Source organism: Pseudomonas sp. ES1, assembly GCF_050586605.1.
GTDB lineage: Bacteria > Pseudomonadota > Gammaproteobacteria > Pseudomonadales > Pseudomonadaceae > Aquipseudomonas > Aquipseudomonas sichuanensis.
Genome location: NZ_JBOBDM010000015.1, coordinates 1 through 23,984, shown reverse-complemented (window position 1 = coordinate 23,984; position 23,984 = coordinate 1). Strand labels below are relative to the sequence as shown.

The 23,984-nt window shown below is 65.3% G+C and carries 25 protein-coding genes; 16 read left to right on the top strand and 9 right to left on the bottom strand.

Annotated features, from left to right (window positions below; translation table 11 throughout):
• The first annotated feature begins 7 nt into the window (after window positions 1–7).
• On the top strand, window positions 8–856 hold the full coding sequence (locus ACQ4N9_RS08615) for a 3-hydroxybutyryl-CoA dehydrogenase (protein WP_390968786.1): 849 nt from the start codon (window positions 8–10) through the stop codon (window positions 854–856).
• A gap of 10 nt (window positions 857–866) precedes the next feature.
• Window positions 867–1,454, top strand: coding sequence for a TetR/AcrR family transcriptional regulator (locus ACQ4N9_RS08610; RefSeq protein WP_110995767.1), 588 nt, complete (start codon window positions 867–869; stop codon window positions 1,452–1,454).
• Here ACQ4N9_RS08610 and ACQ4N9_RS08605 read toward each other — a convergent pair.
• A complete protein-coding gene (locus ACQ4N9_RS08605; RefSeq protein ID WP_390968784.1) occupies window positions 1,451–2,440 on the bottom strand; it encodes a bile acid:sodium symporter family protein in 990 nt (329 codons plus the stop codon). The two genes, ACQ4N9_RS08610 and ACQ4N9_RS08605, sit on opposite strands and share 4 nt — an antisense overlap.
• 133 nt (window positions 2,441–2,573) lie before the next feature.
• Between ACQ4N9_RS08605 and ampC the strand changes: the two genes are divergently transcribed.
• The 4 genes from ampC (at window position 2,574) to ACQ4N9_RS08585 (ending at window position 5,499) form a co-directional block, all read left to right on the top strand.
• The gene (gene ampC, locus ACQ4N9_RS08600) at window positions 2,574–3,713 is read left to right on the top strand and encodes a class C beta-lactamase (RefSeq protein ID WP_390968782.1); all 1,140 of its coding nucleotides are present in this window, start codon (window positions 2,574–2,576) and stop codon (window positions 3,711–3,713) included.
• 2 nt (window positions 3,714–3,715) lie between these two features.
• Window positions 3,716–4,339: a glutathione S-transferase family protein gene (locus ACQ4N9_RS08595; protein WP_390968780.1), complete on the top strand. Its 624-nt coding sequence runs from the start codon at window positions 3,716–3,718 to the stop codon at window positions 4,337–4,339.
• Window positions 4,340–4,647: 308 nt separating this feature from the next.
• Window positions 4,648–4,980 (top strand): hypothetical protein, encoded by a 333-nt coding sequence (locus ACQ4N9_RS08590; RefSeq protein WP_110995763.1) that lies wholly within the window; start codon window positions 4,648–4,650, stop codon window positions 4,978–4,980.
• Between the two features lie 96 nt (window positions 4,981–5,076).
• The gene (locus ACQ4N9_RS08585; RefSeq protein WP_390968778.1) at window positions 5,077–5,499 is read left to right on the top strand and encodes a group II truncated hemoglobin; all 423 of its coding nucleotides are present in this window, start codon (window positions 5,077–5,079) and stop codon (window positions 5,497–5,499) included.
• Here ACQ4N9_RS08585 and ACQ4N9_RS08580 read toward each other — a convergent pair.
• The 4 genes from ACQ4N9_RS08580 to ACQ4N9_RS08565 all read right to left on the bottom strand — a co-directional run bounded on the left by ACQ4N9_RS08580 (window position 5,490) and on the right by ACQ4N9_RS08565 (window position 7,680).
• Window positions 5,490–5,795 carry a hypothetical protein gene (locus tag ACQ4N9_RS08580; RefSeq protein ID WP_347149968.1) on the bottom strand — a complete coding sequence of 102 codons (306 nt, stop codon included), beginning with the start codon at window positions 5,793–5,795 and terminating at the stop codon, window positions 5,490–5,492. The two genes, ACQ4N9_RS08585 and ACQ4N9_RS08580, sit on opposite strands and share 10 nt — an antisense overlap.
• A 140-nt stretch (window positions 5,796–5,935) precedes the next feature.
• A complete protein-coding gene (locus tag ACQ4N9_RS08575; protein WP_125463870.1) occupies window positions 5,936–6,124 on the bottom strand; it encodes a hypothetical protein in 189 nt (62 codons plus the stop codon).
• Between the two features lie 140 nt (window positions 6,125–6,264).
• Window positions 6,265–6,585, bottom strand: a complete 321-nt coding sequence (locus ACQ4N9_RS08570; RefSeq protein ID WP_110995759.1) for a YbjQ family protein — start codon at window positions 6,583–6,585, stop codon at window positions 6,265–6,267.
• Between the two features lie 210 nt (window positions 6,586–6,795).
• Complete coding sequence (locus ACQ4N9_RS08565; RefSeq protein WP_390968776.1) at window positions 6,796–7,680, bottom strand: EamA family transporter; 885 nt, start codon at window positions 7,678–7,680, stop codon at window positions 6,796–6,798.
• A gap of 262 nt (window positions 7,681–7,942) precedes the next feature.
• Here ACQ4N9_RS08565 and ACQ4N9_RS08560 point away from each other — a divergent pair, with 262 nt between their 5' ends.
• Together ACQ4N9_RS08560 and ACQ4N9_RS08555 are read left to right on the top strand one after the other, a co-directional pair.
• Entirely contained in the window at window positions 7,943–9,340 is a 1,398-nt protein-coding gene (locus ACQ4N9_RS08560) for a purine-cytosine permease family protein (RefSeq protein ID WP_390968774.1), read from the top strand.
• Between the two features lie 439 nt (window positions 9,341–9,779).
• On the top strand, window positions 9,780–11,087 hold the full coding sequence (locus tag ACQ4N9_RS08555; protein WP_390968772.1) for a substrate-binding domain-containing protein: 1,308 nt from the start codon (window positions 9,780–9,782) through the stop codon (window positions 11,085–11,087).
• A gap of 3 nt (window positions 11,088–11,090) precedes the next feature.
• Here ACQ4N9_RS08555 and ACQ4N9_RS08550 read toward each other — a convergent pair whose 3' ends face one another.
• Both ACQ4N9_RS08550 and ACQ4N9_RS08545 read right to left on the bottom strand, forming a co-directional pair.
• Window positions 11,091–12,425 carry an ATP-binding protein gene (locus tag ACQ4N9_RS08550; RefSeq protein WP_390968770.1) on the bottom strand — a complete coding sequence of 445 codons (1,335 nt, stop codon included), beginning with the start codon at window positions 12,423–12,425 and terminating at the stop codon, window positions 11,091–11,093.
• On the bottom strand, window positions 12,422–13,129 hold the full coding sequence (locus tag ACQ4N9_RS08545; RefSeq protein ID WP_178125851.1) for a response regulator: 708 nt from the start codon (window positions 13,127–13,129) through the stop codon (window positions 12,422–12,424). The genes ACQ4N9_RS08550 and ACQ4N9_RS08545 overlap by 4 nt, the downstream gene beginning before the upstream one ends.
• 157 nt (window positions 13,130–13,286) lie before the next feature.
• Between ACQ4N9_RS08545 and ACQ4N9_RS08540 the strand changes: the two genes are divergently transcribed.
• Window positions 13,287–13,595, top strand: a complete 309-nt coding sequence (locus ACQ4N9_RS08540; RefSeq protein ID WP_390968768.1) for a hypothetical protein — start codon at window positions 13,287–13,289, stop codon at window positions 13,593–13,595.
• Window positions 13,592–14,251: a DUF3313 domain-containing protein gene (locus ACQ4N9_RS08535; protein ID WP_390968767.1), complete on the top strand. Its 660-nt coding sequence runs from the start codon at window positions 13,592–13,594 to the stop codon at window positions 14,249–14,251. Before ACQ4N9_RS08540 ends, ACQ4N9_RS08535 begins: the two co-directional genes overlap by 4 nt.
• A 55-nt stretch (window positions 14,252–14,306) precedes the next feature.
• On the opposite strand, the gene ACQ4N9_RS08530 is transcribed toward ACQ4N9_RS08535, so the two are convergent.
• Window positions 14,307–16,541 carry a TonB-dependent siderophore receptor gene (locus tag ACQ4N9_RS08530; RefSeq protein ID WP_390968765.1) on the bottom strand — a complete coding sequence of 745 codons (2,235 nt, stop codon included), beginning with the start codon at window positions 16,539–16,541 and terminating at the stop codon, window positions 14,307–14,309.
• Between the two features lie 325 nt (window positions 16,542–16,866).
• Here ACQ4N9_RS08530 and ACQ4N9_RS08525 point away from each other — a divergent pair, with 325 nt between their 5' ends.
• Window positions 16,867–17,856 carry a TerC family protein gene (locus tag ACQ4N9_RS08525; RefSeq protein ID WP_390968763.1) on the top strand — a complete coding sequence of 330 codons (990 nt, stop codon included), beginning with the start codon at window positions 16,867–16,869 and terminating at the stop codon, window positions 17,854–17,856.
• A 124-nt stretch (window positions 17,857–17,980) separates the two neighbouring features.
• On the opposite strand, the gene ACQ4N9_RS08520 is transcribed toward ACQ4N9_RS08525, so the two are convergent.
• Window positions 17,981–18,274, bottom strand: a complete 294-nt coding sequence (locus tag ACQ4N9_RS08520) for a DUF1330 domain-containing protein (protein ID WP_125858433.1) — start codon at window positions 18,272–18,274, stop codon at window positions 17,981–17,983.
• A gap of 78 nt (window positions 18,275–18,352) precedes the next feature.
• Between ACQ4N9_RS08520 and ribBA the strand changes: the two genes are divergently transcribed.
• The 5 genes from ribBA to ACQ4N9_RS08495 all read left to right on the top strand — a co-directional run bounded on the left by ribBA (window position 18,353) and on the right by ACQ4N9_RS08495 (window position 23,739).
• Window positions 18,353–19,474 (top strand): bifunctional 3,4-dihydroxy-2-butanone-4-phosphate synthase/GTP cyclohydrolase II, encoded by a 1,122-nt coding sequence (gene ribBA, locus ACQ4N9_RS08515; RefSeq protein ID WP_390968761.1) that lies wholly within the window; start codon window positions 18,353–18,355, stop codon window positions 19,472–19,474.
• A gap of 341 nt (window positions 19,475–19,815) precedes the next feature.
• Window positions 19,816–20,841, top strand: coding sequence for an ABC transporter substrate-binding protein (locus ACQ4N9_RS08510; protein WP_125858432.1), 1,026 nt, complete (start codon window positions 19,816–19,818; stop codon window positions 20,839–20,841).
• Window positions 20,838–21,755 carry an ABC transporter permease gene (locus ACQ4N9_RS08505; RefSeq protein WP_125463844.1) on the top strand — a complete coding sequence of 306 codons (918 nt, stop codon included), beginning with the start codon at window positions 20,838–20,840 and terminating at the stop codon, window positions 21,753–21,755. The genes ACQ4N9_RS08510 and ACQ4N9_RS08505 overlap by 4 nt, the downstream gene beginning before the upstream one ends.
• A gap of 6 nt (window positions 21,756–21,761) precedes the next feature.
• Window positions 21,762–22,571, top strand: coding sequence for an ABC transporter permease (locus tag ACQ4N9_RS08500; protein ID WP_430932637.1), 810 nt, complete (start codon window positions 21,762–21,764; stop codon window positions 22,569–22,571).
• Window positions 22,572–22,590: 19 nt separating this feature from the next.
• Entirely contained in the window at window positions 22,591–23,739 is a 1,149-nt protein-coding gene (locus tag ACQ4N9_RS08495; protein ID WP_390968758.1) for an ABC transporter ATP-binding protein, read from the top strand.
• Window positions 23,740–23,984 lie beyond the last annotated feature (245 nt).

The window sequence follows — 23,984 nt, the reverse complement described above, 5'->3', positions numbered from 1 at the left end:
CGGCAACATGACTATCGAACAGATCGCCGTGATCGGCGCCGGCACCATGGGCAACGGAATCGCGCAGGTGTGCGCGGTGGCCGGCTACCAGGTGTTGCTGGTGGACGTGTCCGACGCCGCGTTGGAGCGTGGCGTGGCCACCCTGGGCAAGAACCTCGAGCGCCAGGTCAACAAGGGCACCCTGGATGCAGGCACCGCAGCGGCGGCGAAAACCCGCATCCGCACCAGCACCGACTACGCCCAGTTGGCCAGCGCGCAGCTGGTGATCGAGGCGGCCACCGAGAACCTGCAGCTCAAGCAGCGCATCCTGCAGCAGGTGGCGCTCAACGTCGGCAACGACTGCCTGATCGCCACCAACACCTCGTCACTGTCGGTCACCCAACTGGCCGCCTGCATCGAGCACCCCGAGCGCTTCATCGGCGTGCACTTCTTCAACCCGGTGCCGATGATGGCCCTGGTCGAGATCATCCGTGGCCTGCAGACCAGCGACAGCACCTACGCCCAGGCGCTGCTGGTCACCGAAAAGCTCGGCAAGACCCCGATCACCGCCGGTAACCGCCCGGGCTTCGTGGTCAACCGCATCCTGGTGCCGATGATCAACGAGGCCATCTTCGTGCGCCAGGAAGGCCTGGCCAGTGCCGAGGACATCGACACCGGCATGCGCCTGGGCTGCAACCAGCCGATCGGCCCGCTGGCCCTGGCCGACCTGGTGGGCCTGGACACCCTGCTGGCGATCATGGAGGCCTTCCATGAGGGCTTCAACGACAGCAAGTACCGCCCTGCCCCGCTGCTCAAGGAAATGGTTGCCGCCGGCTATCTGGGCCGCAAGAGCGGTCGCGGCTTCTTCACCTACTAAGGAGCACGCCATGCCCCCGGTCAACGCGGCAATGCGCTGTGCCAACTTCGAAGAGCGGCGTGACAGGGCCATGGCGCTGTTCGCCGAAAAGGGCTTCGGCCAGGTCAGCATGCGTGAGCTGGCGGCGCATGTGGGGCTGACCGCGGGCTCGCTGTACCACCACTTCCCCAGCAAGCAGGACCTGCTCTACGACCTGATCGAGGAGCTCTACGAAGAGCTCCAGGCCACCCTCGACCAAGGCCGCAGGGCCTTGGCCAAGGGCAAGCCGGTGCTGGCCTGCCTGATTGCCGCGCACTGGCAGCTGCATGGCGAACGTCCGTTGCAGTTCCGCCTGGCCGAGCGCGACTTCTGTTGCCTCAGCGAGGCACAGCAGGCGCGCCTGCTGCTGTTGCGCGAGCGCTATGAAGCCGGCCTGCTGCGCCTGATCGCCCCGCAAGCACGGCTCGAAGGCGCCGCCCTGGCCGCCACCGGGCATGTGCTGGCGACCCTGCTCAACCAGCTGCCAGGCTGGCTGCGCGAGCGCGACCTGGGCGAAGCGCAGGGCCTGGCGCTGATGGAGAGCCTGGTACTGGGCGGCATCGAGCGCACCCTCGGCTAGCCTGCGGTCGCCGCCTCACCCGCGGATTCCCGCGCGGCATAACGCTGCGCCAGGACCGCGCAAACCATCAGCTGGATCTGGTGGAACAGCATCAAGGGCAGGATCATCGCCCCGATACCACTGCCCACGAACAACACCTGGGCCATCGGCACGCCGGTGGCCAGGCTTTTCTTGGAGCCCGCGAACAGGATGGTGATGCGGTCTTCGACACTGAACCCCAGCACCCGCCCGAGCACGCGGGTGCCCAACAGCACCACCGCCAGCAGAATCCCGCACACGGCGAACAGCCCAGCCAGGTGTTGCGGCGACACGGTGTGCCACAGGCCGGTGACCACCGCTTCGCTGAACGCGGTGTAGACCACCAGCAGAATCGAGCCCTGGTCGACCAACTTCAGCCAGCGTGCATTACGCTTGACCCAGTCACCGATCCAGCGCCGAGCAATCTGCCCAGCCACGAACGGCACCAGCAGTTGCAAGGTGATCTTCAGCACGGCGTCCAGCCCCGAACCGGTATCGCCGGACGCACCGAGCAGCATCATGACCAGCAGCGGCGTCAGGAAGATGCCCAGCAGGCTCGATGCCGCGGCGCTGCAGATCGCCGCCGGCACGTTGCCACGGGCCAGCGAAGTGAAGGCGATGGCCGACTGCACCGTGGCCGGCAGGGCGCACAGGTACAGCACACCCAGGTACAGCTCATTGCCCACCAGCGGCACGAACAGCGGCTTGAACGCCATGCCCAGCAACGGGAACAACACGAACGTGCAGGAGAACACCAGAAGGTGCAGGCGCCAGTGACCGGCACCGGCGATGATCGCCTCCCGCGACAGCTTGGCGCCATGCAGGAAGAACAGCAGGCCGATGGCCAGGTTGGTCAACCAGCCGAACATCAGCGCGCCCTCGCCGGAACAGGGCAGCACGGTGGCAATCAGCACCACCCCAAGCAAGGCCAGGGTGAAATTGTCGAACAGCATGCGCAGATACTTCATCACAGGTTCCGTCTTGTCATTGTGCAAGGCCAGACGATAAGGTTTCGGGCCTTGCGCCGCTAACGCTGGAACCCCTGCCAGTGTCGCGCAACGGACACCACCTCCCCGCCCCTGACAAGGACAGCCCTTTTCGATGATCCGCACCCACCGCGCACTGCTTACCGCCGCCCTGGCTCTCGTGGCACCACCACTGCTGGCCGATGACCTGCAAAGCCAGGTCGATGGCATCATCCAGCCGCTGATGCGCGAACAAGGCATCGCCGGCATGGCCGTGGCGGTCTACGCCAATGGCCAGTCGCATTACTTCAGCTATGGCTGGGCCAACAAGCACGACAAACAGCCCGTGACCCGCGACACCCTGTTCGAGATCGGCTCGCTGAGCAAGACCTTCACCGCCACCCTCGCCGCCCTGGCCAGCGCCGAAGGCAAGCTTGACCTCAACGCCCCCGCCAGCCGCTACCAGCCGGCCCTGGCCAATGCGCCAATCGGCAGCGCCAGCGTGCTGGAGCTGGGCGCCTACAGCGGCGATTGCCTGCCGCTGCAGTTCCCGGACGAGGTGCAAACGCCCGAGCAGACCCTGGCCTGGTTGCAAAACTGGAAGCGCGTTACCGAGCACGGCACCCAGCGCTGCTATTCGAACCCGAGCCTGGGCCTGTTCGGTGACCTCGCCGCCCGTTCGCAGCAACGCCCTTTCGCCGAACTGATGACCCAGGACCTGCTGCCACGCCTGGGCCTCAAGCACACCTATCTTGAGGTTCCGAGCAAGGAGCGCGGGCTCTACGCCCAGGGCTACGATGCTGCCGACAAACCCGTGCGGGTGAATCCGGGCCCTTATGCCGACCAGGCCTACGGCATCAAGACCAGCGCCAGCGACCTGCTGCGCTACGTGCAGTTGCAGGTGCAGCCCGCCGAGCTGGATCCAGCCCTGCGCAAGGCCATCGCCATCACCCAGAGCGGCTACTTCCAGGTCGGCGCAATGACCCAGGGCCTGGGCTGGGAGCGCTACCCCTATCCGGTCACGCTCGACACCCTGCTGGCCGGCAACGGCGCGAAAATGATCCGCGAGCCCCAGGCCACCCGTGCCTTGAACCCATCAGCGCCTGCCGAACCGGCAGCCTGGTACAACAAGACCGGCGCTACCGGCGGCTTCGGTGCCTACGCTGCCTTCGTGCCCGCCAAACAGTTGGGCATCGTCCTGCTCGCCAACCGCAACTACCCCAACGAGGAACGCGTGCGCGCCGCGCAACGCATCCTCTCCAGCCTGGAGCAATGAGCATGTTGAAGATCCTCGGCAAGGCTTCGTCGATCAACGTTCGCAAGGTGCTGTGGACCTGCGCCGAACTCAACCTGCCCTACCAGCGCGAAGACTGGGGCAGCGGCTTCCAGGCCACCGACACGCCCGCGTTCCTGGCCCTTAACCCCAACGCCATGGTGCCCGTGATCGTCGATGGCGATTTCGTGCTGTGGGAGTCCAACAGCATCCTGCGCTACCTGGCCAACCAGTACGACGGCGGCCACCTGTACCCGTCGGCGCCACGCGCCCGGGCCGCCGTGGACCAATGGCTGGACTGGCAGGCCACCGACCTCAACGACGCCTGGCGCTACCCGTTCATGTCGCTGGTGCGCCAGTCGCCCGCCCACCAGGACCCGGCACAGCTGGCCGCCAGCAGCGCGTTGTGGAACGCCCGGATGGGCCTGCTCGAGCAACGCCTGCAGGTCACCGGCGCCTATATCGCCGGTAGCGATTTCAGCCTGGCCGACGTGGTCATCGGCCTGTCGCTCAACCGCTGGCGCCGCACCCCGCTGGAGCACCCGCCGCTGCCGGCGCTGGAGGCCTACCATGCCCGGCTGCGGCAACGCCCAGGCTTCCTTGAACACGGCGATAACGGCTTGGTCTGACAGCAAATGCAAGATTGTCGGACAGCATGTAGTGACTAAAAATATTCACTACAAACCTATTGACGCCCTTCCCGGGCCTTGGGCATGATGAGGCCGTCTCCCTGATCGGGAGCGGTGGCAAGGGTGTTCCAGACGGCTTGCGCGGTAACGCAGGCCGTCCGTGGAGAGGGAAACTGCCCAGAAGGCAGCGTGAGAAAGCCCCTGTTGCGATGCTGCTGTAGCAGCTTTGGTTAGCGCGCTACATGTTGTGGCGCCGAATGTGAACTTCACAACGAACTTCACCCAACGAATAGGGTAATGGGGGCTTTATGATGAACTTGAACAACAATCCAACCATCGACCAATTGGCCCAGCTGTTCGCCGCGCGCAAGGACAGCCTCGACGACCATCTGCTGTGGGTCAGCCAGTCCGGCGAAGTACGCCTGGACCGCCTGCCGCCAAACACGGTCGAAAACGAATTCGAATCGCACATGCCCAGCATGCGTGCCCGCTTCAAGGTCTACCGCCGTGGCCAAGGCTACGTCGGCAAGAAGGCCGCCGCCGACACCGGTTTCGTCGGCCGCGTACTGCAGACCCTGCAACAAGAATGGCCCGGCGCCCGCGAGCACCAGGCAGTCAAGGTGATCGACACGCTGAACTGACACACCCCGTCGTCCACCACAGCTTGAGCCCGGCCCCACAAGGCCGGGCTTTTTCATGCCTGCTAGAATGGCCGCTTCTGTGCAGCGGAGCATCTGATGAACACCCCCACCTACGGCACCGACGATGCCTCTTACCAGGCCGCCGGCGGCATCGATGGCCTGCGCCGGCTGGTCGACGATTTCTATCGGTTGATGGATGAGCGGCCGGATGCCGCGCCCCTACGGCGCATGCACCCGCACGACCTGTCTGCTTCGCGTGACAAGCTGGCGTGCTTTCTCAGTGGCTGGCTGGGCGGGCCGAGCCTGTACAGCGAGCGCTATGGCTCGATCGCCATTCCGTCGTTCCACGCGCAATGGCCAATCGACGAAAGCCACAGCGCGCAGTGGCTGGACTGCATGGCCCGGGCCATTGCCCTGCAACCCTGGCCCGCCGACTTTGCCGAATACCTGTTGCGCCAGCTACGGGTGCCCGCCGAACGTATCGTCCAGGCCAGCCGCAACCGCCACCCTCAGGCCTGAAGCCGGCGCGGCGCCGGCACGGGCAGCGGCAAGGCACCCGTAGCCAGGGCGCGGGCCCGGTCCACGCCCCACACCAGCGCGCGGGTCATGGTTTCGCCAGGGCGTGCCGGGTAGTACTCCTCCACCAACGCCCTGCCACCCTGGGCATACACCCCAAGGAACATCTGCGTGGCGCCCAGGCGCGACAGACGCACCTGCACCTCGATGCAGGTGCCGTCGCTCAGCGCCTCGTCGTGGCTGCGGCTGTGCAACTGTGGGTCAGCCCACTGCCAGTAGGTTTCTTCCCTGATACGCATTGAATCGGTACTCCCTGAGTGAATCGCGCAAGCAAACCACAGCGGCCGGCCTGCGACGAGCACGACCCTGCGTTGCCATGCGCAGGATCAATGAATGCAAAAAAAACCCCGCCGTTGGGCGGGGTGTTGGTTGCGCAGGTTCACTTTTTCGGCGGTAGCCGCGGGGTGAAGCGACCCTTCTTGGCGCGCTGCAGGTGCGCCGGTTGCAGCTGCTCCGACTCGTCCAGGGTCATGTTGGCGAAACCCAGCCGGAACGCCGACTGGCCGCACCACACCTGATTGTTGATCGGAAATGAATCGTTCAAGTCTTCGACGTAGGATTCGTTCATGCCCGTGACTCCCTCCAATGCTGACCGCGCCGGCAAACAGCGTGTTTGCCCAAGTGAAGCGGCGGCCTGATGAAGTGAGACTAGCCGGTCATTTGCAGACCAGTCGGACAAAATCCCCTGGCCCGACCAATGGCATTTTGCTATTTCAGGCGCACCGCCGTGCCGGTGGCGAACACCACGACCATGCCGCCCTGCACCGACGGCATGCTGATCTCGAAGTCCACGCCCAGCACTGCATCGGCTTGCAACTGCCGTGCCCGCGCCTGCAACTCCTCGGTGGCCTGCTCGCGGGCCAGCTTCAGTGCGCCTTCCAGGGTCTGCGAACGGCCGCCGAAGACGTCGCGAAAGCGTGCGAAGAAATCACGCACGAAGTTGATCCCCTGCACCGATTCGGCGCTGACCACGCCGAGGTACTCGGCCACGGGGCGGCCTTCGAGTTGGCTGGTGGTAGAGATGATCATGGGCTGCTCCGTTGACATGGCAAAAGAGGCCGAGTCTAACAGAGGGTGTGCGGCATCGCCGGCAAGCCGGCTCCCACAGGGACAGCGCCTGGCTTGAGGCTCGTGCGGACGGTGTGGGAGCCGGCTTGCCGGCGATGAGGCCAGAACAAGCAATACAAGACAGTTGCTACCGCACCAACCCCGTAATACCGACCTATGCCCCCTGAAGCCCTACGCGCTGGCTGCCTTCAAGCGCTGCCCCAACCGTGGCCCGAACACATTGATCAGCAGCCCCAGCATCACCAGCAGGCCACCCCAGACCTGCATCTGGCTCAAGCGCTCGCCCAGCAGCAACGCCGAGGAACTCAGGCCGATCACCGGCACCAGCAGCGAGAACGGCGCCACCTTGCCTGCCGGGTGGCGCGACAGCAGCGTGCTCCACAGGCTGTAGCCGACCATGGTGGCGACGAACGCCAGGTAGGCCAGGGCCAGCACAGAGCTCCAACTGATGTTGAGCAGTGCATGGGCGATCAGCTCCGGCCCTTCCAGCCACCACGACAGCGCCAAAAACGGCAGCGGCGGGATCAGCCCGCCCCAGATCACCAGCGCCACCAGGTCAACCTTGCCGAAACGCCGGGTAATGATGTTGCCCATGCCCCACATGGCGCCGCCGCACAGGGTCAGCAGCAAGGCGATCAGCGGCACGTGGCTGCTGTGCTCGCTGCCGATCACCGCCAGCCCCCCGGCCGCCACCAGCAGCCCGAGCACACTGGCCAGGCGCAGCCGCTCACCGAGGAACAGCGCAGCGAAACCGAGGGTAAAGAACGCCTGCGATTGCAGCACCAGCGACGCCAGCCCCGGCGGCATGCCGCTGTACATGGCCTGGAACAGGAAAGCGAACTGCCCCAGGGAGATGGTCGCACCGTAGGCGATCAGCCAGCGCCACGGCAAATTCGGGCGCCGCACCAGCAACACCGCCGGAAACGCCACCAGCAGAAAGCGCAAGGCACCCAGCAGCATCGGCGGCAGGCCGTCGAGGCCGACCTTGATGACCACGAAATTGACGCCCCAGGCGATGATCACCACCAGGGCGATCAGCAGGTCCTTGAGTGGCATGGCACGCTTTCCTTCTGCAGGCTTGTTCTAGACATATTTCGTTACAGCATAAGGCGGTTGCAAGCCAAGGGACCAGCACAGTTGTGTACCGACCTTGCGTAACAGTGCGCTGTATCGGCTCCATGACAGTAGGAAAAATCGGCCGCAAGCTTCACTTGACCGGACTTGTATAGACATGCTCAGATCAAGCCTCGGCCATCCGCCCTGCGTCCTGCCGATAGCCGCCGCCCTTCACAAAAACAACGAAGCGGAGCACTCCCCGATGTCCAGCAAACCTGTGATCGAGCGGCGCTCGATCGACTACATCCCCGAAACCGAACGCCATGGACGCGTCTACAGCCAGTTCACCCTGTGGCTGGGTGCCAACCTGCAGATTACCGCGATCGTCACCGGCGCCCTGGCCGTGGTGCTCGGCGGCGATGTGTTCTGGTCGCTGATCGGCCTGTTCATCGGCCAACTGATCGGCGGCGCGGTGATGGCCCTGCATGCCGCTCAGGGCCCGCGCCTGGGGCTGCCGCAGATGATCTCCAGCCGCGTGCAGTTCGGGGTCTACGGCGCAGCCATCCCCATGGTGCTGGTGTGCCTGATGTACATGGGCTTCACCGCCACCGGCACGGTGCTGTCCGGCCAGGCCATCGGCCAATTGCTCAGCGTCAGCGACAGCACCGGCATTCTGCTGTTCGCCGGGGTGATCGTGCTGGCGACCCTGGCCGGCTACCGGGTGATTCACTGGATCGGCCGCGTGGCCAGCGTGCTGGGGATCATTGCCTTCGTCTATCTGTTCAGCCGCATCCTGATGCTGGCCGACATCAACGAACTGCTCGCCAACCGCCATTTCAGCTGGTCGACCTTCCTGCTCGCGGTCTCCCTGGCGGCGTCCTGGCAGATCGCCTTCGGCCCCTATGTGGCCGACTATTCGCGCTACCTGCCCAGCAACACCTCGCCCCTCAAGACGTTCCTTGCCGCCGGCCTGGGTTCGGTGCTCGGCGCCCAAGCGTCGATGGTCCTGGGGGTGTTCGCCGTCGCCATCGCCGGTGGGCAGTTCTCCGGGCGTGAAGTGGCCTACATCGTCGGCCTGGGCGGCGCCGGCACCACGGCGGCGCTGCTGTACTTCTGCATCGCATTCGGCAAGGTGACCATCTCTACGCTCAACAGCTACGGCAGCTTCATGTGCATCGCCACGATCATCAGCGGTTTTCGTGGCCACCTGTCGATCAGCCGCGCCCAGCGCCTGGTGTTCGTGCTGGCCATCGTCGGCGCCGCCACGCTGGTCGCCCTGCTCGGCCAGCACTCGTTCCTCACGGCGTTCAAGTCGTTCATCCTGTTCCTGCTGACCTTCTTCGTGCCCTGGAGCGCGGTGAACCTGGTGGATTACTACTTCATCACCAAGGAACGCTACGACATTCCGGCACTGGCCGACCCCAACGGCCGCTATGGCCGCTGGAACTGGCCGGGGATCGGCGTGTACACCTTCGGCGTGCTGGTGCAGATGCCGTTCATCGACACCAAGCTGTATACCGGGCCCATGGTTGCGCACATGGGCGGCGTGGATGTGTCCTGGCTGATCGGGCTGGTGGTGCCGAGTGTGCTGTATTACTGCGTTGCCCGGCGGCGGGCCAGTGAGGTGCCGTCGCACATCATCGTGCCTGAGGCGCGTTGATTTGGCGGGAAGCTTGGTGAGGGCCACCTGGGGCTCGCCGATATTTTTGCAGCGCCTATGAGATCGAGCGCCGCCCGCGCGGCGCTTCGCGGGTAAACCCGCTCCCACAGTTTGTTTCGGGCCAATTATTCCTGGGAAAGTACCGGCGCCTGCCTTGGTGCATGCCTTGAGCCCTGTGGGGCGGCGGCAACGCCCACACTGAAACCGCGTCGTACCAACAAGGCGGACCAGGTGATGGCACAGGAAAGACTGGCCCGAAACAAACTGTGGGAGCGGGTTTACCCGCGAAGCGCCGCGCGGGCGGCGCTCGATCTTGAGAGCGCTGCAAACCTGTCGCCATACACCTGAAGGCATCAAAAGTCAGCTGCCGGTACCTGTCATCCAACAGTCACGCCCCTGTCGTAATCTGCGGCGCAACTCTGTGCCAAAGGTCCCCGGCATGCACCGCCTGTTCACCCTTCTGCTCTGCCTGATCCCCGCGCTGGCCGTGGCTGAACCTGTGCAACTGCGCATCCAGGGCTCCAACACCATCGGCGCCGCACTGGGCCCGGCGCTGGTGCGCGGGCTGCTGCAGGCGCAAGGCGCCAGTGCGATCGACAGCCAGCCCGGCGCAGCAGCCAACGAGACCCTGATCCGCGCCCAGAGCCGCAACGGCCAGCCGCTGCGTATCGACATCGCCGCCCATGGTTCGAGCACAGGCTTTGCCGCCCTGGCCCGGGGAGATGCCGACCTGGCCGCCGCCTCGCGGCCAATCAGCGACCGCGAAGCGCAGCAACTGCAAGCCCTGGGCGACCTGCGCGGGGCTGGTTCGGAACAGGTGATCGGCCTGGATGGGGTGGCGGTTATCGTCCACCCCGACAACCCGCTGGCGCAGTTGACCACCGTGCAACTGGCGCAGATCTTCTCCGGCCAGCTCTCACGCTGGGAGCAGTTGGGGGTGCCCGGCGGCGCTATCCACCTGTACGCCCGCGACGACCGCTCGGGCACCTTCGAAACCTTCAAGGCGCTGGTGCTCGACCCACGACACGGCGAACTGTCGGCCCAGGCCCGGCGCTTCGAAGCCGCCGACGCCTTGGCCGAACAGGTCAAGGCCGACCGCCAGGCCATCGGTTTCAGCGGCCTGGCCACGGTGCACGGGGCCAAGGTACTGGCGGTGGCCGACGGTGAAGCCGCTGCCCTGCCACCCAGCCGCGCGCTGGTGGCCAGCGAGGACTACCCGCTGTCGCGGCGCCTGTTCTTCTACCTGCCGGCCAACGCGATCCCCCAGGCCCGGGCCCTGGCCGAGTTCGCCCAGAGCCCCGCCGGCCAGGCCATCGTCGCCGAGCAGGGCTTCGTCTCGCAGCAGATCAAGGCGCTGCCGGTGCCGGCGCAAGCGGACATGCCAGTGCGCTACCTGAGCCTTGCCCGCGAAGCCAACCGCCTGACGGTCAACTTCCGTTTCCAGGAGGGCAGCGCCGGCCTCGACAACAAGGCCCTGCGCGATGTGCAGCGGGTCGGCGACTACCTGCGCCAGGCCGGCAAGTTGCAGCGCAAGGCGGTCCTGGTGGGTTTTGGCGACCCCAAGGAAACCCCGGGGCGCGCCGCCCTGCTCTCGCGCCTGCGGGCCATGGCGGTACGCCGTGAGCTGGCGCGCCAGGGCGTGGAGGTCAAGGAAGTGACCGGTATGGGCGACGAGCTGCCGGTCGCGGGCAACGACCTGGAACAGGGGCGCTTGCGCAACCGCCGGGTCGAGGTCTGGGTGTACTGAGCCTCAGCGGTAGTCTGGCAGCTCGATCCGTGCCACCAGCCCCGCGCCCCGGCGGTTGTGCAAGGTCAGCTCGCCACCCTGCTCGCGCACCATCGCCCGCGCCGCCGACAAGCCAAGCCCGACGCCGCCGGTATGCCGGTTGCGTGAGCCCTCCAGGCGGAAGAACGGCTCGAACACCTGCTGCAGTGCCGCTTCGGGGATGCCCGGCCCCTCGTCGCTGATTTCGATCAGCACCCGATGGGCCTCACGGCTCAAGGCGATGCGCGGGGCGCGCGCATACTTGATCGCGTTCTCCAGCAGGTTGACCACCACACGCTTGAGCGCCAACGGCCGGCCCCAATGCACCAGGTGTGCGGGGCCGCTGAAGTCGACGTCGATGTGCTGGTCGCAGTAGTCGTCGAGGATGGTCTGCAGCAGCTCGGACAAGTCGAACACCGTCGCCTGCTCCAATTGCGTGCCTTCGCGGAAGAACGCCAGGGCCGCGTTGATCATCGATTGCATCTCGTCGACATCGCGCACCAGCTTGCGCTGGTGTTCCAGGTCCTCCATGAACTCGCTGCGCAGGCGCAGGCGTGTCAGTGGTGCACGCAAGTCATGGGAGATGGCCGCGAGCATCTGCGTGCGCTCGCGCACGAAATGCTGGATCTGCGCCTGCATGGTGTTGAACGCGACGATGGCCTGGCGGATCTCCTGCGGCCCCTCGATATCGATGGGCGGGGCCTGCAGGTCGCCGCCGAAGCGGCGCGCCGCGCTGGCGAAGCGCTGCAGCGGGTTGGCCAGTTGCCGCGTGGCCAGCCAGGCCACCAGCAGCGTGGCGATCAGCCCCAGGCCGAGGATCACCGCAATGCGTGACGGCGCGCTGAGCCCCCAGCTGCGCTCGGGCGGGACGAACGTCAGCCAGCTGCCATCGGCCAGGCGCACCAGTGCGCCGTAATGCGCCTGGGCACTGCCCGCTGGCCAATCCGAGGGGTTGAACGCCTCGATCGTCCTGCCCTGCCCCAGTAATGGCCGCAACGCCGGGATCCGCTCGGCCTCCACCACCATGCCCGCGGCAGGCAGCCCGAGCGCTTCACGCTGGCCGCTCCAGGTCACCTGCAAGGCCGGGCTGCTCGCCGCCTGCGCCAGTTGCCCGCGCAACGGTACCGGCGCCGCCTCCAGCAGGCGCGTGGTCACGGCGATCTGTTCGAGCAGGCCGGTACGCTCGATCGGCGGGCGCGCCCAGGTGCCAGCCACCTGGACGAACAGCGCATTGAGCGCCAGCGACGCCAGCATGGCGGCGAAGATGGTCAGGGCGATCCGCCAGCGCAGGGTGTCGCGTCGCAACAACCGGCCGATCATGAGCGGGTGACCTTGGCAGTGAACAGGTAGCCGCCGTTGCGCACGGTACGGATCAAGTCCGGCCGCTTGCTGTCGGGCTCGATCTTGCGCCGCAGCCGGCTGACCTGCACATCGATGCTGCGGTCGAAGGCGTCATGCCCCTGGCCACGGGTCAGGTCGATCAGTTGCTCGCGGGTGAGGATGCGCTGCGGGTGCTCGAGGAACACCACCAGCAGGTCGAACTCGGCGCCGGACAACGGGATCATCACCTGCTCGGGCGAGCGCAGCTCGCGGCAGGTGACATCCAGCTGCCAGCCGGCGAAGCCGATCAGCGGCCGCACGGCCTCGGCACGGGGCAGTTGGCCACCGGCCCGGCGCTGCACGGCGCGCAGGCGGGCCAGCAGCTCACGCGGGTCGAAGGGTTTGGTCAGGTAGTCGTCGGCGCCCAGTTCCAGGCCGACGATACGGTCGCTCAGCTCGGCCATGGCGGTGAGCATGACGATCGGGATGCCGGTCTGGGCACGGACCTTCTGGCACAGGCTCAGGCCGCCCTCGCCCGGCAGCATCAGGTCGAGGATGATGATGTCCGGGGCTTGCCGGGCAATGGCCGCCCACATGGCCTGGCCGTCGGCGGCCAACTCGACCTCGTAGGCATGCTGCATGAAGAACTGCTTCAGCAGGGCCAGGATTTCCACGTCGTCGTCGACGATCAGCAGTCTGCTCACGGTCACTGGGTCCAGAAAAAGGGCGTATCTAAAACCATTGCGCGGCTGCGGTCATTTATTTCAACCGCGTAACATTCCTACAGTGTGGACATCACCCCGACATTCGCCGGCAAACAACCTGGGGCACCCTGCAGGCCTTCGATCACAGGGGGCACCGATGAACGTCTCGCACCGCAGCACCAGCACCGAGGGCCCTGCCCTGATCCTCAACCAGCGCACCAGCACTCGTGGCGACGGCGCAGCCCTGACCATCCAGCAGGCAAGCCTTGAACTGGGCGAGCACAATGGCCAGATCGTCCTGCGGCGCTACTTCGAACATTACAGCCCGGCGCACGGCGAATGGGTGGAATACAGCCATACGGTGACGGCGAACGAACTCATCCACTGGATGATGGCCAAGGGGCAACTGCACATCGAGCATTCGCCACAGGACGTGGCGAGCGATGCCGCCGCAGGCCAAGCATGAAGCGCATGCCTGCCCGTGCCGTGCTGCTGACCTGCGTATTGGGCGTGTCTGCGTGCAGCAGCAAGACGCCGCCGCCTGCCGGCTACCTGCCGGACTACAGCGTGCTGAGCCCGCACCCGACGCCTTCGGGCGGCACCGCCCTGACCTGGGTCGACCCTAAACTGCCGCGCGGCCGCTATATCCAGGTGTACCTCGCACCAAGCCAGCTCTACCCTGCGCCCACGCCGACCGCTCGCATCCCACAGAGCACGCTGGCCAGCATCACCGGCTACTACGACGCGGCGCTGCGCAACGAGCTGGGCAAGGTCATGACCGTGGTCGAGCGCCCAGGCCCGAACACCCTGGTGATCAGGCCGGTCATCAGCCGGGTCGACGCCCATATCCAAGGTTTGCGCTTCTATGAATGGCTGCCGGTGACCCTGGTTGCGGCCGGGGTGAGCAGCGCTGCAGGCTGGCGAGACCTGGACAGTGAAATTGCCAGCGAGCTGCGTTTCGAGGCGGGCACCAGCGGCAGGCTGATCGGCGCGGCGGTACTCACCGGGACTGGCGTGCCGCTGGAAAACGACCGCCAGCCGATGACCGCCGACAACGTAAAGGCCGTGCTCGATGGCTGGGCCAGCGATGTGCGCCAGGCGTATGCCGTCAAGCATCGGTAATTGACTGCGCACGCACGGGGCAACCCCGGTACGTGCGCAACAGGCGAGGTCAGGCTCAGAAGGCGTAGCGGGTGGTCAGCATGAAGTTGCGCGGATCACCGTAGAAGCCACCGTTATAGAAGCCCAGGTTGTTGAAGTACTTCTTGTCGGTGAGATTGTTGCCGTTGAGGGTCACCGACAACTGCTCGGTCACCTGGTAGCGGGCCATGGCGTCGAGGATCAGGTAGTCCGACTGGGTGTAGCGAATGGTCTGGTCAGCCGCCACCGGGCTGTCGAGGTCCTTCCACACCTTGCTCTGCCAGTTGGCCGAGCCCCCCACGGTCAGCTTGTTCCATACCCCGGGCAGGCGGTAGCTGGTGGACAGGCGCAGCAGGTTCTCCGGTTCGATGGTGGAGATCTTGTCGTGCTCGCCATCACGGGTGATGCGGTGGGTGAAACCGCCTTGCACCTGCCAGTTCGGCGTCAACTCACCCGCCAGCTCAAGCTCGAAGCCTCGGGTCTTGGCGCCCTGGATCGAGCGGTAGATGCCGCGGTTGGTGGTCGGGTCGGTACGTTCGAGCTCCGCCAGGTTGTCCTGCTGCACTTCAAACACGGCAAGGCTGGCGTTCAGGCGGCCATCGAAGAACTCGCCCTTCAGGCCCAGCTCGTAGGCATCGCCCTCCTCCGGCTCGATCATCTTGCCGCTGGCGTCCTGCTCGCTTTCGTGCGGTTTGAAGATGCTGGTGTAGCTGCCGTACACCGACCAGGTGTCGTCCAGGTCGTAGACCAGGCCGGCATAGGGCACCACCACGCCGTTCTCTTCCAGGTCCTGGGTCTTGCTGCGCTCGCCGCTGGTAGTGTCCAGGCGGGTGCTGTCGAGCTGCCAGTTGGACAGGCGCCCGCCGAGGATGATCGAGAGCCGGTCGGTGGGTTTGAAGCGACCGGTCAGGTAGGCGGCATCTTCGCGCAGACGGGTGTCGACCTTCGACAACGGGCGGCCCCAATCCTGTTCGGGGTAGTCGCCGTTCCATTGGTAGATGTTGGCGCTGCCGAACAGGAACGGCCAGCTCTCTTCATGGGCCCGGGTGTCGCGATGGGAGATCCCGGCCACCAGCTCGTGCTCACGGCCGAGCATCTGGAACGGCCCGCTGGCATACAGGTCGTAAGCGTTCTGGTCGGTCTGGTAGCGGTAGCGCCCCAGCCACACGCCCATGCCGGCACCGGTGGCCGAGTCCGGATAACCACTGGCCGCAGAGCCGAGGGTGATTGGCGAATCGGTCTCGCTGCGGGTGGCCGAGGCCTTGAGGGTCCAGTCGTTGGCCAGGCGCTGCTCGAGGGTGACGAACAGGTTGTCGGCGGTATTGTCCCAGGCGCTCCACTTGGCGCCCGGGTTGAACGAGCGCGACATGCCGAACTCGTTGCCCTTGTTGTCCAGCAGAGGCGTCGATGGCCCCCAGGAGGAACCCTCCGGGCGGTTGGTCTGACGGCTCAGGCCAACGCTGAGCAGGGTGTCTTCGCTCAGGTCGGTTTCGACGATGCCGTACATCACCTGTTTCTTCTCGGACAGGTTGTCCATGAACGACTGGCCGTCTTCATAGGCCGTGACCAAGCGCCCGCGCACATTGCCTTCGGGGGTCAGCGCGCCGCCGATGTCGAATTCACCGCGGTAGGTGTCCCAGCTGCCAGCACCCAGCGACACATAGCCCGACAGCTCGCGGGTAGGCCGCTTGCGCACCAGGTTGACGGTCGCCGAAGGGCTGCCGAAGCCACTGAGCAGGCCCGTGGCGCCACGCAGCACCTCCACCCGGTCATAGATGACCATGTCGGTCTGGTCGATGCCGTTGCCGAAACGGAATGCCGCCGGGATGCCATCAACCTGGAAGTTGTCGATGTCGAAGCCACGGGCCTTGAAGCTGGCGCGGTTGCTGTCGAGCTTGTTGACGGTGACGCCCGGGGTCTTGCTCAGGACATCGCTGATGCTGGTGAGGTTCTGGTCATCCATCTGCTGGCGGGTGATCACGCTCACCGACTGCGGCGTCTCGCGCGGCGACAGCGCCATGCGCGTGGCGGTGCGGGTGGCGCCGGTGGTGTAGGAGCCGCTGCCTTCGGTGGTTTCACCCAGCGACGAGTCGGTGATGGAGGTGGCGCCCAGCTCCAGGGTGCCCGTGCCGCCGGCCTGCTCTGCCCAGGCCATGCCGACCGGCGTGGCGAGGGTGGCGGCGAGAATGGCCAAGGCCAGCGGGTGGCGCTGGCGGACGGTGGTGGCGTTCCCTGCCCCTTGAACCGTGTTCAGAGAGTACTGCTGTTGCACGCTTGTCGACCCCTAGTGTGTTGTGAAGCTCGCTACGTAAGGGGCTAATCACTGCCATTTTTTATGGTTGTACCTGCGCTACGCCAAGTGGCGCGCCCGTTCTGCGACGGCTGCGGCGCATCCTAGGGTTTTTACGAAATTTTTACAATTGCTAATGATTCGTAATAAATGCCTTGTTGGAAAAGAAATGTAACAGCCCTGTCATCGGCATCCCCGGCATTCAGAACTAGCCTCAAGACCATGTGATGCCGGGCCCCTCTGACGGTTTGCGCCGCCATGTCGGAATCACTGTTGCCTGGCAACGTCGACAATCAAGGAGGGGCTCATGACAGCTCTGCATGCATTTCTCGTTAATCCATTCCTCGGTACCAGCACCTGGTTGTGGCTGGTGTTCATCGCAATTGTCATCGCCTTGCTCGTGCTTGACCTGGGTGTGCTGCACCGCCAGGAACGCGAGATCGAAATGCGCGAAAGCCTGCTGCTGTATTCCGGCTACTTCAGTGTCGGCGTGCTGTTTGGCGTGTGGGTCTGGCACGAGCTGGGCGCGCAGTCGGCGCTGGAGTTCTACACCGGGTTCCTGGTGGAGCAATCGCTGTCGATGGACAACGTGTTCGTCATGGCGATGATCTTCAGCTTCTTCGCCATCCCCCGCCGCTACCAGCACCGCGTGCTGTTCTGGGGCATCCTCGGGGTGGTGGTGTTGCGGGCGATCATGATCGGCGTGGGCGCGGCACTGGTACAGCACTTTGCCTGGGTGCTGTACATCTTCGGCGCCTTCCTGCTGTTCACCGGGGTGAAGATGGCGCTGTCGAAGGACGACAGCCACCCGGACCTGGCCAACAACCCGGTGTTGCGTTTCGTGCGCCGGCACATGCGGGTTACCGAACAGATCCACGGCCCGCGCTTCTTCGTGCGGCTCACCCCGCCCGGGGAGCAACAGGCCATCCGCTACGCCACACCGCTGTTCCTCGCCCTGGTGCTGATCGAGCTGGCCGACCTGGTGTTTGCCGTCGACAGCGTGCCGGCGATCTTCGCCATCACCCAGGACCCATTCATCGTCTACACCTCGAACATCTTCGCCATCCTCGGCCTGCGCTCGCTGTACTTCGCCCTGGCGGCGTTGATGCACCGCTTCGTCTACCTCAAGTACGCGCTGGCGATGGTGCTGATCTTCATCGGCTGCAAGATCTTCTGGCACGGGCTGGTGGGCAAGGTGCCGGCGGGGGTGTCGCTGGGCGTGACGTTCGGGCTGTTGCTGGGCGGGGTGCTGTTGTCGCTGCTGCGTACCCGCGGGCAGGCGAAAGAAGACGTGTGAATGGGGCCGCCTTGCGGCCCTTCGCGGGTAAATCCGCTCCCACATTGCTGGCCTGGGTTATCCCTGTGGGAGCGGGTTTACCCGCGAAGGGCTGCGAAGCAGCCCCAGTACCCCAGCTCAAGCATCAGGGCTCAACCCCCTCGACAATGATCACCTCCGCCTTCGCCACCCCCTGGCGGTGGCGGCAAGCCTCCTGATACAGATCCGAGCGATAGCACGCCAGCGCCTGCTCATACGAATCGAACTCGATCACCACGCTACGCTGAGGAGTGGGCCGCCCCTCCATCGCCTCGCTGCGCCCGCCACGGGCAAGAAAGCGCCCACCGAAGGCAACGAACGCCGCCGGGGCGCGCTGGGTGTACTGCTGGTACTGCTCGGGGTCGCTGACGTCCACATGGGCGATCCAGTAGGCCTTCATGCGTCGTACTCCTGCTTCAGTGATATTTATGTATGATGGTATACCATAATAATCACCCCATCACCGTGAGCGTGCAACATGGCATTCAACAGCATCGAAGAACTCCTCGAGGATTACCGCCAGGGCAAGATGGTCCTGCTGGTGGATGACGAAGACCGCGAAAACGAGGGCGACCTGCTGATCGCCGCCGAGCGTTGCGACGCCCAGGCCATCAACTTCATGGCCCGCGAGGCGCGTGGCCTGATCTGCCTGACCCTCACCGACGACCACTGCCAGCGCCTGGGCCTCGAGCAGATGGTGCCGGCCAACGGCAGCGTGTTCAGCACCGCTTTCACCGTGTCGATCGAGGCCGCCAGCGGCGTCACCACCGGCATCTCCGCCGCCGACCGGGCCCGTACCGTGGCCGCCGCCATGGCCGCCGATGCCCGCCCGGAAGACCTGGTACAACCCGGCCACATCTTCCCCCTGCGTGCCCGTGAAGGCGGCGTGCTGACCCGCGCCGGCCATACCGAGGCCGGCTGCGACCTGGCCCGCCTGGCCGGCTTCACCCCGGCCTCGGTGATCGTCGAAGTGCTCAACGACGACGGCACCATGGCCCGGCGCCCGGACCTGGAAGTATTCGCCGCCCGTCACGGGATCAAGATCGGCACCATCGCCGACCTGATCCACTACCGCCTGAGCACCGAGCAGACCATCAAGCGCATCGGTGAGCGCGAACTGCCCACCGTGCACGGCACATTCCGCCTGGTCACCTATGAAGACCGCATCGAGGGCGGTGTGCACATGGCCATGGTCATGGGTGACATTCGCCGCGAGCAGCCGACGCTGGTGCGCGTGCATGTGATTGACCCGCTGCGTGACCTGGTCGGCGCCGAGTATGCAGGGCCCGCCAACTGGACCCTGTGGGCGGCGCTGCAGAAGGTAGCCGCGGAAGGCGCCGGGGTGGTGGTGATCCTCGCCAACCATGAGTCTTCCCAGGCGCTGCTGGAGCGTGTACCGCAACTGACGCAGCCGCTGCGCCCCTACCAGCGCGGCCAGTCGAAGGTGTATTCGGAAGTCGGCACCGGCGCGCAGATCCTGCAGGACCTGGGCGTGGGCAAGCTGCGCCACCTGGGGCCGCCGCTGAAGTATGCGGGGTTGGCGGGGTATGAGCTGGAGGTGGTGCAGAGCATTCCGTTCGAGCCTGGGATGGTTGGCTGATTCAACCCTTGTGTAACAGCGCGGACCCTGTGGGAGCTGGCTTGCCAGCGATTGAGTCAGTTGGCATAGCGGTGGTGCCTGAACTGGCGCAATCGCCGGCAAGCCGGCTCCCACAGGGTCCGCGTCGTTTTCGCGGGCAACAGAGTGATGGCCGGTCGCCCATCCCTCTTGCGAAAAGTTTGGAATACCATAATATGATATCCCGTAGACCTTGAATTCTTCGGCCGTACCTACAATCACAAGACGGCCACGCGACACACAGTGAAAGCAGCTCCCCGAACATTATTGGCGGGCGCACCACCAGCCCCGCCTCGAATAACAAAAGTAACGAGGGCGTAACCATGCTGTTGAGCAAACGAGTAACCGCAGTGCTGTCCGCCAGCCTGCTGACCCTGGCCTGCCAGGCCACCCAGGCGGCCGATAGCCTGAACTTCGTCAGCTGGGGCGGCACCACCCAGGATGCGCAGAAAGCGGCATGGGCCGAACCTTTCAGCAAGGCGTCCGGGATCAAGGTCGTGCAGGACGGCCCCACCGACTACGGCAAGCTCAAGGCCATGGTCGAAAGCGGCAACGTGCAGTGGGACGTGGTCGACGTCGAAGCCGACTTTGCCCTGCGCGCCGCCAGCGAAGGCCTGCTCGAACCCCTCGATTTCAACCAGATCAAGCGCGACAAGATCGACCCGCGCTTCGTCTCCGACCATGGCGTCGGCTCGTTCTTCTTCTCCTTCGTGCTCGGCTACAACGAGGGCAAGCTCGGCGCCAACAAGCCAGTGGACTGGTCGGCCCTGTTCGACACCAAGACCTACCCCGGCAAACGCGCCCTGTACAAATGGCCCAGCCCCGGCGTGCTCGAACTGGCCCTGCTGGCCGACGGCGTAGCCCCCGACAAGCTCTACCCGCTGGACCTGGACCGCGCCTTCAAGAAGCTCGACACCATCAAGCAGGACATCGTCTGGTGGGGCGGCGGCGCCCAGTCGCAGCAACTGCTGGCCTCGGGTGAAGCCTCGCTCGGGCAGTTCTGGAACGGCCGCGTGTATGCCCTGCAGCAGGACGGCGCGCCGGTCGGCGTGAGCTGGAAACAGAACCTGGTCATGGCCGATTTCCTGGTCATCCCCAAAGGCGCCAAGAACAAGGACGCGGCCATGAAGTTCCTGGCCAACGCCAGCAGCGCCGAAGGCCAGGCCGAGTTCGCCAACAAGACCGCCTATGCACCGGTGAACGTCGACAGCGTCGCCAAGCTCGACAAGGACCTCGCCAAGAACCTGCCGACCGCCTACGCCCAGGACCAGGTGACCCTGGACTTCGCCTACTGGGCCAAGAACGGCCAGGCCATCGCGGCCCGCTGGAATGAGTGGCTGGTCAAATGAAAGTCGCCATCAATGCCCTGCACAACGCGCAAGGTGCCCCCAGCGGCACCGGCGCGCCACGGGCGGACGACCGCCGCCCGCCCCTGAGCCAACGCTGGCGCGGCAGCCGTAACCTGCTGCCGGCCCTGCTGTTTCTTGGCCTGTTCTTCTTCGCCCCGCTGATCGGCCTGTTGCTGCGCGGTGTACTGGAGCCGGTGCCGGGGCTGGGCAACTACGAGCAGTTGTTCGCCAACTCGGCCTACGCCCGGGTGCTGTTCAACACCTTCTCGGTAGCTGGCCTGGTGACCCTGATCAGCGTGCTGCTGGGCTTCCCGCTGGCCTGGGCGATCACCCTGGTGCCCAAGGGCTGGGGCCGCTGGCTGCTGAACATCGTGCTGCTGTCGATGTGGACCAGCCTGCTGGCGCGCACCTACTCCTGGCTGGTGCTGCTGCAGAGTTCGGGGGTGATCAACAAGGTGTTGATGGCGCTGGGCATCATCGATGCGCCGCTGGAGATGGTGCACAACCTCACCGGCGTGGTGATCGGCATGAGCTACATCATGATCCCGTTCATCGTGCTGCCGCTGCAGGCGACCATGCACGCCATCGACCCGATGGTGCTGCAGGCCGGTTCCATCTGCGGCGCCAGCCCCTGGACCAACTTCTGGAAGGTGTTCCTGCCGCTGTGCCGCTCGGGGCTGTTCTCCGGCGCGCTGATGGTGTTCGTCATGTCCCTCGGTTACTACGTGACGCCGGCCCTGCTGGGCGGCGCGCAGAACATGATGCTGCCCGAGTTCATCATCCAGCAGGTGCAATCGTTCCTGAACTGGGGCCTGGCCAGTGCTGCGGCCGCCCTGTTGGTGCTGATCACCCTGGTGCTCTTCTACCTGTACCTGAAACTGCAGCCGGAATCCCCGGTCGGTAACGCGAGGTAATCCGCCATGCTGCTGTCACCCAATGCCATGAGCCGCCCGTTGCGCACGGGCCTGTACCTGACCACCGGGGTCATCGCCGCGTTCCTGCTGCTGCCGGTGGTGTTCATCATCCTGCTGTCGTTCGGCTCGTCCCAATGGCTGGTGTTCCCGCCGCCGGACTGGACCGTGAAATGGTACGTGCAGTTCTTCTCCAACCCCGAGTGGATGGACGCCGCGCTGGCCAGCCTCAAGGTCGCCGTACTGACCACCTTCGCCGCCGTGGCCCTCGGCCTGCCCACCGCGTTCGCCCTGGTGCGCGGCCGCTTCCCGGGCCGTGAGCTGCTGTACGGCCTGTTCACCATGCCGATGATCGTACCGCTGGTGATCATCGCCGTGGCGGTGTACGCGCTGTTTCTCAAGCTGGGCTACACCGGCACGCTGTTCGCCTTCGTGGTCAGCCACGTGATCGTCGCCCTGCCCTTCACCATCATCTCGATCATCAACTCGCTGAAGCTGTTCGACCAGTCGATCGAGGATGCCGCGGTGATCTGCGGCGCCTCGCGCCTGCAGGCGATCGTCAAGGTGACCTTCCCGGCGATCCGCCCGGGGATGATCGCCGGCGGCCTGTTCGCCTTCCTGGTGTCGTGGGACGAGGTGGTGCTGAGTGTGATGATGGCCAGCCCCGACCTGCAGACCCTGCCGGTAAAAATGTGGACCACCCTGCGCCAGGACCTCAGCCCGGTGATCGCCGTCGCCTCGACGCTGCTGATCGGCCTGTCGCTGCTGGTCATGGTCATTGCCGCCGCCTTGCGCCGGCGCACCGAAAACAACGCCTGAGCGCCCGGAGAAAACAACAATGAGTGCAGTGATCAAAGACGACGCGCCGAACAAGACCCTGGTCAGCCTGCGCGGCTTGAACAAGCACTACGGCGACTTCACCGCCGTGGACAACCTCGACCTGGAGATCCAGGACGGCGAGTTCCTCACCTTCCTCGGCTCCAGCGGCTCGGGCAAGTCCACCACCCTGTCGATGCTGGCCGGGTTCGAGACCCCCAGCAGCGGCGAGATCCTGGTGGACGGCCAGTCGCTGGTCAACGTGCCGCCGCACAAGCGTGACATCGGCATGGTGTTCCAGCGCTACTCGTTGTTCCCGCACCTGAACGTGCGCGACAACATTGCCTTCCCCCTGGCCATCCGCAAACTCGGCGCGGCCGAGACCAACAAGCGCGTGGACGCCATGCTCAAGCTGGTGCAGTTGGAGAAGTTCGCCCATCGCAAACCCTCGCAGATGTCCGGCGGGCAGCAGCAGCGGGTGGCGATCGCCCGGGCGCTGGTGTACGAGCCGCGCATCCTGCTGATGGACGAGCCGCTCGGCGCACTGGACAAGAAACTGCGTGAAGACCTGCAGGACGAGCTGCGTCAGTTGCACCGTCGGCTGGGGATCACCATCGTCTACGTGACCCACGACCAGGAAGAGGCGATGCGCCTGTCCCAGCGCATCGCCATCTTCAGCCACGGCAAGATCGTGGGGCTGGGAACTGGGTATGACCTGTACCAGAACCCGCCGAACGCGTTTGTCGCTTCGTTCCTGGGCAATTCCAACTTCCTGCGGATCAGGGCCAGCAGCCATGGGGCTGGGGCTTTCGAGGGGCAGCAGTTGGCGATTCGCCTGACCCCGGGGCTGGCCGCCGAGCAGGATGCGCTGATCATGGTGCGGCCGGAGAAGGCCCTGGCTTTGACTGTCGAGCAGGCGGCGCGCGAGCCGTTGCCGGCGGGGTGGAACGAGGTGGGTGCCACGGTGGGTGAGGTGCTGTTCCTGGGTGAAAGCCAGACTTGTCATGTGGTGACCCAGGGTGGCACGGAGATGACGGTCAAGGCGCTGTCGGCGGCGGGGATGCCGATGCGGGCGGGGGATAAGGTCAAGGTGCGGTGGGCGGTGGCGGATGCCTGTATTTATACCGAATGGGCGGAGAGTGATTTGAGTAAGGGGGCTGGGGCGCATTGATTTGGGCTTCGGCTTCGGCTTCGGCTTCGGCTTCGGCTTCGGCTTCGGCTTTCAGAGTGTTTGTTTCGATAGATGTATGCGCATTCGGCGACGATGGCGACTTTTAGTCACCTTTCCGCCCTTGCGGCGGCCTACTTTGGTCTTGGCCAAAGTAGGCAAAGCCGCCTGCTCCCATCATACGGCCCCTACGCTACGCTTCGGGGTCCCCTCGCTCCGGTGCCTTACGGGCCCGCGCGGCCTACGAC